Annotated in this window: 6 protein-coding genes; 4 read left to right on the top strand and 2 right to left on the bottom strand. The window is 72.4% G+C overall.

Annotated elements, in window-relative coordinates:
* Positions 1 to 1,438 precede the first annotated feature (1,438 nt).
* The 3 genes from MVG78_RS18990 to MVG78_RS18980 all read left to right on the top strand — a co-directional run bounded on the left by MVG78_RS18990 (position 1,439) and on the right by MVG78_RS18980 (position 6,427).
* Entirely contained in the window at positions 1,439 to 2,215 is a 777-nt protein-coding gene (locus tag MVG78_RS18990; RefSeq protein ID WP_345892891.1) for a DUF4159 domain-containing protein, read from the top strand.
* Between the two features lie 3 nt (positions 2,216 to 2,218).
* Complete coding sequence (locus MVG78_RS18985; protein ID WP_247555540.1) at positions 2,219 to 4,405, top strand: hypothetical protein; 2,187 nt, start codon at positions 2,219 to 2,221, stop codon at positions 4,403 to 4,405.
* Between the two features lie 165 nt (positions 4,406 to 4,570).
* The gene (locus MVG78_RS18980; protein WP_247555537.1) at positions 4,571 to 6,427 is read left to right on the top strand and encodes a glycoside hydrolase family 15 protein; all 1,857 of its coding nucleotides are present in this window, start codon (positions 4,571 to 4,573) and stop codon (positions 6,425 to 6,427) included.
* A 69-nt stretch (positions 6,428 to 6,496) separates the two neighbouring features.
* Here MVG78_RS18980 and MVG78_RS18975 read toward each other — a convergent pair whose 3' ends face one another.
* Positions 6,497 to 7,984: a phospholipase D family protein gene (locus MVG78_RS18975; RefSeq protein ID WP_247555535.1), complete on the bottom strand. Its 1,488-nt coding sequence runs from the start codon at positions 7,982 to 7,984 to the stop codon at positions 6,497 to 6,499.
* 5 nt (positions 7,985 to 7,989) lie between these two features.
* The gene (locus MVG78_RS18970) at positions 7,990 to 8,853 is read right to left on the bottom strand and encodes an endonuclease/exonuclease/phosphatase family protein (protein ID WP_247555531.1); all 864 of its coding nucleotides are present in this window, start codon (positions 8,851 to 8,853) and stop codon (positions 7,990 to 7,992) included.
* Positions 8,854 to 9,290: 437 nt separating this feature from the next.
* On the opposite strand from MVG78_RS18970, the gene MVG78_RS18965 reads away from it, so the two are divergent.
* The gene (locus MVG78_RS18965; protein WP_247555509.1) at positions 9,291 to 11,900 is read left to right on the top strand and encodes a cation:proton antiporter; all 2,610 of its coding nucleotides are present in this window, start codon (positions 9,291 to 9,293) and stop codon (positions 11,898 to 11,900) included.
* The last annotated feature ends 8 nt before the right edge of the window (positions 11,901 to 11,908 follow it).

The raw sequence follows: 11,908 nt of genomic DNA, 5'->3' as shown, positions 1-11,908 counted from the left end.
TTCATCACCGATGGGCTGACCCATGCCAGCGGCGATTCGGTGCTGGCCGAGGCGCTGGCGGCGATGGGGCCGCTCACCGTGGCGGGGCGCGACCCTGCCTTGCCCACGCGCATCCTGCCGCCGCCGGTGGCGGAGGCCGACCGGCTGCATCTGACCATCCGCCAGACCCCTTCCGCCTCGCCCGGGGAGGCGGCGGTGCTGGCACGCACCGCCGATGGCCGCACCCTGGCCCGTGCGACCGTCGCCATCCCCGCCGGGGCCGACAGGGCCGAGGGCGCGCTGGAACTGCCGCTGGAGATCCGCGAGCAGGTGGTGCGTCTGGAGCTGGAGGGCGAGACCGGTGCCGCCGGCTCCGTGCTGCTGGACGAGCGCTTCCGCCGCCGCCCCGTCGGCCTGCTGGCCGGGGACGGCGCCGCCGACACGCCGCTGACCGGCGCGCTCTTCTATCTGGACCGCGCCCTGCAGCCTTTCGTGGAGGTGCGGCGCGGCTCGCTGGAGACGCTGCTGTCCCGCAAGCTGGCCGTGCTGGTCCTGGCCGACTATCCGCTGACCGAGGCGCGGGAGGTGCAGGCTGTCACCCGCTTCGTGGAACAGGGCGGGCTGCTGCTGCGCTTCGCCGGGCCGCGCATGGCGGAACATCCCGATCCCCTGCTGCCGGTCACGCTGCGGGCGGGGGAAAGGCAGCTCGGCGGCTCGCTGTCCTGGGAGAAGCCGCAGCCCCTGGCCGCCTTCCCCGACAACTCGCCCTTCACCGGCCTCGCCGTGCCGCCCGAGGTCACCATCCGCACCCAGGTGCTGGCCGAGCCGGCCCCGCGCCTGAGCGAGCGGACCTGGGCGGCGCTGGCCGACGGCACGCCGCTGGTCACGGGGCTGGGGCGCGGCGCGGGGCGGATCGTGCTGGTGCATGTGACGGCCAATGCCGACTGGTCCGACCTGCCGCTGTCCGGCCTGTTCGTGGACATGCTGCGGCGGCTGGTCGCACTGTCCTCCGGCGTGGTGGAGGCCGAGGGCACGGCGCGCCTCGCCCCGATCGAGACGATGGATGGCTTCGGCCATCTGGGCCCCGCCCCGGCCACCGCCACCGCCATCGTGGCGCGGGACCTCGCGGCCACGCTGCCCGGCCCGGCCCATCCGCCGGGCTGGTACGGCACGCCGGGCGAGGGGGGCGAGCGCCGGGCGCTGAACCTGTCCACCCATGTCCCGGCCCTCGTCCCGGCCCCGCCGCCGCCGGCCGGGGCACGCAGCCTGCTGCTGGGCGGCGTACCGGTGGAGCGCGATCTCGGCCCCTGGCTGCTGGCGGCGGCGCTGCTGCTGCTGGCGGTGGATCTGGTGCTGTCGCTGGTGCAGCGCGGGCTGCTGGGGCGCGAGGGCGGGGCGGGGCGCGTGAGCCGCCGGGCCGCGATGCTGGCTCTCCTGCTGCCGCTGGCCTGGGCGGCGCCTGCCTGGGCGCAAGGGGGGCGCAAGGGGGGCGCAAGGGGGAGGGCAAGGACGCGCCGTTGCTGGGGATGCGGAGGAGGCCCCGGCCCTGGCCACCCGCCTCGCCTATGTCGTCACCGGCGACGCGGCGCTGGACGAGGTCTCGCGCGCCGGCCTCGCGGGGCTGTCGGACTATGTGAACCGCCGGACGGCGGCGAGCCTGGCCGAGCCCGCGGCGGTGCGCCCGGGGGTGGACGACCTCTCCTTCTACCCGCTGCTCTACTGGCCGGTCTCGCCCGATGCGGGCGATCTCGACGACCGTGCGGCGGAGGCGGTGAACGGCTTCATGCGCAATGGCGGCATCGTGCTCTTCGACACGCGCGACGAGGGCTCGGGCGAGGGCATGGCACCCGGCGCCAAGGAAGCGCTGCGCCGGGTGACGCGGAACCTGGACATCCCGCCCCTCGCGCCGCTGCCGGAGGACCATGTGCTGCGCCGCGCCTTCTACCTGCTGTCCGAGGTGCCGGGGCGCTGGGCCGGCGGCACGGTCTGGGTGGCGCGCGACGTGGACCGCGCCAATGACAGCGTCAGCCCCGCCATCATCGGCGGCGCCGACTGGGCCTCGGCCTGGGCGGTCGATGCACGCGGCAACAACCCCTATGCCGTGGTGCCCGGCGGGGCGCGGCAGCGGGTGCTGGCCTACCGCTTCGGGGTGAACCTCGTGATCTACGCCCTCACCGGCAACTACAAGGGTGATCAGGTGCATGTTCCGGCCATCCTCGAACGGCTGGGGCAGTAGCGCATGCAGCAGACCCTTTCGCAGCAAACCCTTTCCGGCATCGACCTCGCCCCGATCCTGCCGCCCTGGCTGCTGGCCGCGCTGGCGGTGCTGGCCGTCCTCGCCACGGCGCTGGCGCTCTGGCGGCGGGCGCGCGGCGCCTGGTGGCGCGCCGCCGCCTTCGCCCTGATCCTGGGCGCCCTGGCCAATCCCCGCCTCGTCACCGAGACGCGGGAGACCCGGCCCGACATCGCTTTGGTGGTGCTGGACCATAGCGCCAGCACGCGGATCGGCGGGCGGGAGGCGCAGCTCGCCCGGGCGCGGGAGGTGCTGGAGGCGCGCCTCGGCCGCATCCCGGACCTGGAGGTCCGCAGCATCACCGTGGAGGAGGGCGGCAACCGGGGCACGCGGCTCTACAGCGCCATCGAGACCGCCCTGGCCGAGATCCCGCGCGCGCGCCTCGCCGGCATCATCGCCCTGACCGACGGGCAGGTCCATGACATCCCCCCGCCCAGCCCCAATGGCGGTGCCGCCCTCGACGCGCCCTTCCACGCCCTGCTGGCCGGGCGGCTCGGCGAGGTGGACCGGCGCCTGCGGGTGATCGAGGCCCCGGGCTTCGGCATCGTCGGCCGGTCGGTGGACCTGCGCGTGGTGGCGGAGGATCTCGGCCTGGCCCGGGGGGCCGCCGAGGCGAATGGCGCGGTGCGCCTGACCATCCGCCGCGACGGCGCCGCGCCGCGCGTGGAAAGCGTGCCGCTGGGCCGCGAGCACCGCATCACCGTGCCGATCGAGCGCGGCGGCCCGACCGTGGTCGAGGTCTCGGCCGAGGAGCGGCCGGGCGAGGTCTCCACCCTGAACAACCGCGCGGTGGTGACGATCAACGGGGTGCGGGAGCGGCTGCGCGTCCTCCTCGTCTCGGGCGAGCCGCATGCCGGGGAACGCACCTGGCGGCGGCTGCTGAAGGCCGACCCGAATGTGGACCTCGTCCACTTCACCATCCTCCGCCCGCCGGAGAAGGACGACAACACGCCGCTGAACGAGCTGGCGCTGATCGCCTTCCCGGTGCGGGAGCTGTTCCAGCAGCGGCTGCGCGACTTCGACCTGATCGTCTTCGACCGCTTCAGCAACCGCGGCTTCCTGCCGCCGCAATACCTGCGCAACATCGCCGACTACGTGCGCGGCGGCGGCGCCCTGCTGCTCTCGGTGGGGCCGGAATTCAGCGGGCCGACCAGCCTCGCGCTGACGCCGCTGGGGCAGGTGCTGCCGGTGCGGCCGCCGCTGGGGGGCGGGGCGGGTTTCGGCAACGGGCTGAACTTCGGCTTCGCCACGGCGCCGCGCGGCGGCAACGAGGCCGAGGTGGACGGCCCCTTCCGTGCCCATGTCACCGATGCCGGGCAGCGCCATCCGGTGACCGAGGGACTGCCCGGCGCCAATGCCGGCACGCAGGCGCAGAGCTGGGGCCGCTGGTACCGCTACATGCGGGCGGAGCCGCGCTCCGGCACCACGGTGATGGACACGCCGGATGGCAGCCCGCTGATGATCCTGGACCGGGTCGGGGAGGGGCGGGTCGCGCTGCTGCTTTCCGACCATATCTGGCTCTGGGCGCGCGGGCATGATGGCGGCGGGCCACAGGCGGAGCTGCTGCGCCGCGTCGCCCACTGGTCGATGCGCGAGCCGGAGCTGGAGGAGGAGGACCTCACCGCCAGCGTCTCCGAAGGGCGGCTGACCGTGACCCGCCGCAGCGTGGCGGATGCGCCGCCGCCCGAGATCGCCGTCACCGCCCCGGACGGCACGGTGACGCGCCACCCGGCCCGCGCGGCGGGCGGCGGCCGCTCGGTGGTGGAGATGCCGGCGGAGCAGCCGGGTGTCTGGCAGGCGAGCGACGGGCAGCGCACCGCCTATGCCGCCGCCGCCGCGCCCAACCCCCTGGAGATCGCCGACCTGCGCGCCGACCCCGGGCCGGTGGAGCCGCTGGCCCGCGCCACGGGCGGGGCGGTGCGCTGGCTGGGCACGGGGGCGGAGCCGCAACTGCCGGATATCCGCCGCGTCGCCGCCGGGCGCGACGCCGCCGGGCCGGGCTGGATCGGCCTGCGCCGCAACGAGGACCATACGGTGACGGGGCTCTCCGCGACGGCCCTGCTGCCGCCCTGGCTGGCTCTGGCGATGGTGCTGGGCGTGGCCGTCCTGGCCTGGAGGCGGGAAGGGGCCTGAGGCACGGGAAAGCCGCGGGCGGGATCAACAGCCCGCGAGACGGGGCAGCGGTCTGGCCAGGACCGAGTTGTCGTGGAACGATCCGGCCACCTCCCGCTGGAAGCCCTGAAGGGGCGATCCGGTCCGGGCCCATCCCACGCCTGCCGCCGAGGACCGACCCACCCCTTGAGCCCGTCGCTTCCGCCCCAGCCCGATGATGGCACCCGTCCCTACCAGCCGATCGAGGACTATGCGCTGATCGGCAACTGCCACGGCGCCGCGCTGGTGGCGCGGGATGGCGCGATCGACTGGTGCTGCCTGGAACGCTTCGACGCACCGCCGGTCTTCTCCCGCCTGATGGACCGGCGGCGTGGCGGCTTCTTCGAGCTCCGGCCGGAGGAGGAGTTCGAGGTCAGCCGCTCCTACCTGCCGCAGACCAACATCCTGGAAACCACCTTCGCCACGGCCTCCGGCATGGCCCGGCTGATCGACCTGATGCTGCAGCCCCAAGGGGAGGGCGCGCCGGGGCCGGAACTGGTGCGGGTCCTGAGCGGCGTCTCCGGCCGGCTGCGCTTCCGCCTTTGCTTCCGGCCGCTGCCCGGCTTCGCCACGGAATTTCCGCTCCTGCGGGTGGAGGGGCACCGGGCCATGGCCGAGGGCTGCCCCAGCCTGCTATCCGACGAGCCGCTCGGGCTGGAAGACGGCAGCGCGGTGGCCAGCTTCACCCTGGCCGGCGGCGGGCATGCCGCCTTCCGTCTGTTCCGCGCCGGCGCCGCCCTGGAGGAGGACCGGGAGGATGTCTATGACCGGCTGGAGCGGGCGCGGCAGGGCTGGGTCTCCTGGTCCGGCATCCGCACCTATGACGGCCCGCTGAAGGACGACCTCGTGCGCAGCGCGCTGGTGCTGAAGGCGCTGACCTACGAGCCCAGCGGCGCCCTGGTGGCCGCCCCCACCACCTCTCTCCCGGAGGAAATCGGCGGCGTGCGGAACTGGGACTACCGGTTCTGCTGGCTGCGCGATTCCTGTCTCGCCTTCTATGCGCTGAAGAAGTTCGGGCATGTGGAGGAATCGGAGCGTTTCTTCGGCTTCGTCCGGCGGCTTTCCATGCGCGACGATGGCGGGCTGCGGCCCCTCTATGCCATCGATGGGCGCGGCGACGGGCTGGAGGAGCGCGAGATCGCGCATTTCGAGGGCTGGTGCGGCAGTGCCCCGGTGCGCGAGGGCAATGGCGCGGCGGACCAGCACCAGGCCGATGTCTATGGGCAGCTCCTGGACCTCGTTCATCTCCGTACCCGGCTGGGCGGGGAGCTTGGCGAGGAGGCGCGCGCGCAGATCGCCCGCGTGGCGGATTACGTGGCCGGGGTCTGGCGGGAGCCCGATAACGGCCTCTGGGAGCCACGCCTGCCGCCGACGCGCTATCTGCACGCGGCGCTGATGAACTGGGTGGCGCTGGACCGCGCCATCCACCTGCTCGGCGACAGGGCGGAATGGAGCACGGCGCGGGATGCCATCGTGGCGGAGGTGAACGGGCCCGGCGTGCATCCGCAGGGCGGCTACCTGACCCAGAGCTTCGGCAGCGATGCCGTGGATGCCTCGGTCCTGCTGGCGCCGATGCTGGGCTTTCCCGTGGAGGAAGCGGTGTTCGGCCGCACCGTGGACGAGATCATCCGGCAGCTCGGCCACGGTGCCCTGGTCTATCGCTACAAGACCGAGGATGGGTTGCCGGGGCATGAGGGCACCTTCCTGCTCTGCGCCTTCTGGCTGGTCGATGCCCTGGCCTGGCTGGGGCGGGAGGAGGAGGCGCGGCAGCGCTTCGACGCACTGCGCGCCCTGGCCAACGATGTCGGCCTCTTTCCCGAGGAGATCGCCGAGGACGGCACCTTCCTCGGCAACTTCCCGCAGGCCTTCAGCCATCTTGGCTTCCTGCACAGCGCCATGGTGCTGGACCTGCTGCGCCATGGCGGCCGCGAGGCGGTGCGTGGCACCTATGCCGACCGGACCCTGCGGGAAACGCCCAGCCGCCGGGTGGTCCGGCTGCGATAGGTCTGTTCAGTCCTGGCGCTTCGCCGGCCCCCGGGACAGCGCAACGTCGGACGTCGCCCCGTCACCGGATCAGAGCTGGCTTTCCACCGGCAGCCAGCGCACGAGCTGGGCCAGGAGGCGGCGCTGCCAGCTTGCATCCGGTTCCGTGTGCTGGACGCGGCGGCGGCCATCCGGTCTTTCGTCGATCCAAATCATGAGGCCGTGCCGCAGGCCGAGGTGGTAGCTGCGCCGGGGCGAGGAGAGGCGGCGGAACTCCCGCCGCAACCGCTCCGCTAGCTGGGGGTGGCGGACGAAGGCGCCCATCTCGGTGTTCAGGTTGGCCGAGCGCGGGTCGAGGTTGAAGGAGCCGACGAAGAGCTGCTCGCGGTCGAGCACGAAGGCCTTGGTGTGCAGGCTGGCGCCCTTGGAGCCCAGCACGCCGGCATCCTCCCGCCCGCTGCGCTTCAGCTCGTAGATCTCCAGCCCCTCCTTGAGCAGCCTGCGGCGGTAGCGGGAGTAGCCGCCATGCACCGCCACGACATCGGTGGCGGCCAGGGAATTGGTGATCACCCGGACCCGCACGCCACGGCGGAGCATGCCGATCAGCGCCTGGGCCCCCGCCTCGCCCGGCACGAAATAGGGGGAGATCAGCAGCGCCTCGCGCTCCGTGCCCTGCAGCGCCGCGTCGATGGCGGTGACCAGCCGGCCCGGCACTTCCTCGCCGGTCGCCTTGTCCGGCGGGTCGGCCGCGACTTCGACATCCTGGGTCGGCAGCAGGCTGGCATAGCCGTGCAGGATGTCACGTTCCAGAGAGGCGCGGACGCGTTCGAGATAGGGCTGCGCCTCGGCGGAGCGGGCATCCGCGTCGAGGCGGTGGCGCAGCGCCTCCAGGCTTTCCGGCGTGTCGCAGCAGCGGCCGCGCCGGGCCAGCCGGTGGTTCCAGTACCGTTCGAACTGGGTCACCGCCTGGCGGGAGGCCCCGCCGGCCACGGCGATGTCGAGGTCGCGGAAGTTGAAATTGCCGGAGGCGTCGAAATACTCGTCGCCGATGTTGCGGCCGCCCAGGATCGAGAGGCGCCCATCGGCGATCCAGGACTTGTTGTGCATGCGGTGGTTGAGCTGCCCCCGGCTGAACAGCAGTTCCAGCCCGAAGCCGAGCCGGCCCAGGAAGCGCCAGCGATGCGCGTTGAAGACGCGCACCTCGATGGAGGGATGCTCCGCCCCCAGCCGGCAGAGCAGCGGGGCGGCGGAATCCTCGTCCAGCACGCAACTGTCGTCCAGCAGCAGGCGCACATGCACGCCCCGGTCGGCCGCGTGCAGGATCTCCCGCGCCAGCAGGCGGCCGGTGATGCCGTCGTGCCAGGCGTAGTACTGCAGGTCCAGGCTGCGCGTGGCGGCGCGGGCGCTGGCGGCGCGCAGGCCGAAAGCCTCCAGCCCATTGGCCACCAGCGTCGTGCCGGTGTCGGCGCCGATCCGGCGCAGCGCCTCGTCCACCGCCTCGTCCAGCGTCGGCGGCGCCGCGCGCCAGCGCGTCAGGAGGCTCCTTCGTGGCCGCGAAAGGGTCCGGGCGGTTTCCATGGTGGTCAGGCCACGCCCGCGAGCCGGGCGGCGTCCGCATCAGCGGCGCCGTCCAGCCCGTCGAAGCGCAGCAGGGCCTTCAGCGGCAGATGGTCGGAGGCGACGCGGGAGAGGGGGGTGTCATGGGCCTGCACCGAATGCACCAGGCCGTTCGGCCAGCCCAGGATGCGGTCCAGCGAGAGCACCGGCATCCGGGTCGGGAAGCTGGCCGGGCCCTCCTCCATCGGGCCGAAGAAGGGTTCCAGCGAACGCAGTGCCGAACGCCGTCCGGGCCGCCATTCGTTCAGGTCTCCCATCATGAGGGTGGGCATGGTCTCGCCCTCCGTGATGTTGCGCAGGATGGCAGCGCCCTGGCGCATGCGGCAGTTGCGGAGGAGGCCGAAATGGGCGGCCACCACGCGGAGCCGCCCCACCGGCAGGTCCAGCTCCGCGATCACCGCGCCGCGCGGCTCCGCCCCGGGCAGGGCGAGCCGGTGCAGGCGTAGCGGCGTGCCCTCCCGCAGCAGGATGGCGTTGCCGTGCCAGCCATGCCCGTCCGGCAGGTCGGAGACCTGCAGCAGGTGCAGCCCGCTTTCCCGCCGCAGCGTGGCGGCATCGAGCAACCCGTAGCGGCGGCCGAAGCGGCGGTCGGCCTCCTGGATCGCCACGAGATCGGCATCCATCTCCCCGATCACCGCCGCGATGCGCTGCGGGTCGAAGCGGCCGTCCCGGCCCACGCATTTGTGCACGTTGTAGGAGGCGACGCGGAGGGTCAGCCCATCCGGCGCCTCCCCCGGATGGGCGTGGTGCGCCGTCCTGTGACCGCGCCGGGCATCGCGGATGCGGCGCAGGATATGGCGGGCCGAGTGGCTGTCCGAGGGGAGCTTCATGGACGCGGAGACAGGAAAGGGGCGAGGCCGGGGGATGGAAGGAAGCACGGCCCTGCGGGCGCAGGGCGGGGGCCAGGGCCGGCCGGTGCCACGAGGCTGGGAGCATGTCTTTTACATGTGCCACCCGGCCCCGGCCCGCAAGCCGGAAGGCGCCGCCATGCTGGGACGCGTGCGTGACAATGCTGTGCCAAGGGGCTGTGCCAAGGGGCTGTGCCAGGGACGGTGCGGGGAGGGCTGGATGACCTGGGCCGGGCCGCCCACCGCCCGGTGATGTCGCGTTGCAAAAAAAACGCCGGGCGGCAAAGGTTCCGACATATTCCTGAGACCCGGCGATGCCATGACCCGCTTTCCACCGGGGAGGCGGCCGGACGGCCCGCGCCATGACGATGCCGCATTCCGTCACATTTCCTCACCGCATCGGGTAGAAGCTGCCGCTGATGCTGATCGACCTGCCCCATATCCTCCTGGCCATCGCCGCGCTCCTGGTGGTGGTGAGCGCCGTACAGCCCCTGGCGAAGCGCCTGATGGTCTCCGACACGGTGCTTCTGGCGGTGGTCGGAACCGTGCTGGGCGGCGGTGCCGCCTATCTGATGGAACAGCGGGTGAACAAGGCGATCGACGATGTCGCCGGCACGCTGATCAACTTCCCGGTGAATGCGGAGGTCTTCCTCTTCATCTTTCTGCCGATGCTGGTCTTCCACGGCGCGCTGTCCATCGACGTGCGGCGCCTGGCGCGGGACGCGGCGCCGGTGCTGGTGCTGGCGGTGGTGGCGGTGCTGGTGACCACGGCGGCGATCGGCTTCGCGCTGGCCCCCATCGCGGGCGTGCCGCTGGCCTCCTGCCTGCTGCTGGGCGCCATCGTCGCCACCACCGATCCCTCGGCGGTGGTCGGCGTCTTCCGCGATATCGGTGCCGACAGCCGGCTGACCCGGCTGGTGGAGGGCGAGAGCCTGCTGAACGACGCGGCGGCGATCTCGATCTTCACCATCCTGCTGGCCCAGATCGTCGGGCATCACGATCCGGACTGGCTGGCCGGGGGCGTGACGCTGGTGGTCTCCTTCGTCGAGGGGCTGGCGGTCGGCTTCCTCTTCGCGCGGGTCATGCTCTTCGCCGTGCCGGTGCTGGGCGGCAACCGCGCGGCGGAGGTGACGATGACGCTCGCGCTGCCCTATTTCGCCTATATCCTCTGCGACGAGGTGCTGGGCGCCTCCGGCGTGGTGGCGGCGGCGGCGGCGGGCCTGACGGTCAGCGCCATCGGCCCCTCCACCTTCCGGCCGCAGAGCTGGTCCTACCTCACCGATGTCTGGGGGCAGCTCGCCTTCTGGGCCAGCTCGCTGGTCTTCGTGCTGGCCTCGATGCTGGTGCCGCGGCTGCTGCTCGGCCTGACGCAGTGGGATCTGGTGCTGATCGGCGTGGTGGTGCTGGCCGCGACCGTGGCCCGGGCCCTGGTGCTGTTCGGCCTGCTGCCGATCCTGCGCTGGCTCGGCATCTCGCAGCGCATCCCGATCCGCTTCAAGGTCACCATCCTCTGGGGCGGGCTGCGTGGTGCCATCACCCTGGCGCTGGCGCTGTCGGTGACCGAGCATTACGGCGTGCCGGCGGCGACGCAGCGCTTCATCACCATCCTGGCCACCGGCTACGTGCTCTTCACCCTGCTGGTGAACGGCACCACGCTGCGCTTCCTGGTGCGGGCGCTGAAGCTCGACCAGCTCTCGCCCACCGATCAGGCGCTGCGCAACCAGGTGGTCGCCATCGGCCTGGGCGAGGTGCGCGACCGGCTGCGCGACACGGCGCGCGACTTCGGCTTCTCGCCCCAGGCCTGCGCCCATGTGCTCGACATGTACGAGCGGCGGGTGAAGGTCGAGACCGCCGCCAACACCTTCGACACCGCCATCGGCGACCGCGACCGGGTGACGCTGGGCCTGATCACCTATGCCTCGCAGGAACGCGCCATCCTGCTGGAGATCTTCAAGGACCAGGGCCTGTCCCGCCGGGTCATGGAGAACCTGCTCTGGACCGCGGAAAGCATGATCGACGGCGCCCGTGCCGAGGGGCGGCTCGGCTATATCCAGGCGGCGCGGCGGCGGCTGCGGCCGACGCTGCGCTTCCAGGCGGCGCAGTGGCTGCACCGGAACTTCCGCATCGACACGCCACTGATGCACTGCATGGCCGAGCGTTTCGAGACTCTGCTGCTCACGCATCTCGTCTCCGCCGCCATGTCGCGCTTCATGCGGCGCCGCATGGAGCCGGTGCTGGGCACCCGCGTGACCGAGGTGGTGGGCGACATCGTCGGGCGGCGGGAGGATCTGCTGGCCGACGCGATGGACACGCTGCGCCTGCAATACCCCGGCTATGCCGAGGCGCTGGAGAGCCGGATGCTGCGCCAGATCGGGCTGCGGCAGGAGGCGGACGAATATGCCAGCCTGCGCAACGAATCCCTGATCGGCGAGGAGCTCTACGAGGAGCTGAGCCGTTCGCTGGAGGAGGCGCGGCGCCATATCGGCCGGCCGCTGAAGTTCAACCTGCAATCCGGGCTCGACACGCGGATCAAGGATTTCCCCGTCTTCATCGGGTTGCAGGAGGCGGTGCTGCACGACATCGCCATCAGCATGACGGTGCGCTTCACCGTGCCGGGCGAGCGCATCTACCGCCCGGGGCAGAAGGCGCATTCCGTCTATTTCATCAGCTCCGGCGAGGTCGAGTTCGTGCAGGACGGCCAGGAGGTCCGGCTGGGCCCGAACGAGTTCTTCGGCGAGCACGAACTGATCCATGGCGGCCGCCGCAAGGCGCGCGCCCGCGCCACCAGCTTCTGCCACCTGCTGGAGCTGAGCGCCGCGGATTTCCAGCGCATGATCCTGGACGCGCCGCAACTGGTGGGCCGCTTCGAGCGGCTGGCCAGTGACCGCCTGCCGTCGCGCGACGTCGCGGCGGAACAGGAGGACGAGCAGGACGCCGGGGCGCCGGAGATGCGCTACGTGACCGCGACGCCCGAGCCGCCCTTCCGCATCGCCGACGAGACGCGGGACCGGGTGTCCGAGGAACGCTGACGCCCCAT

The organism is Roseomonas gilardii subsp. gilardii (genome assembly GCF_023078375.1).
Taxonomy (GTDB): Bacteria; Pseudomonadota; Alphaproteobacteria; order Acetobacterales; family Acetobacteraceae; genus Roseomonas; species Roseomonas gilardii.
Note: the sequence above shows the minus strand (reverse complement) of the source record. Positions and strands in the feature narration are given on the sequence as shown.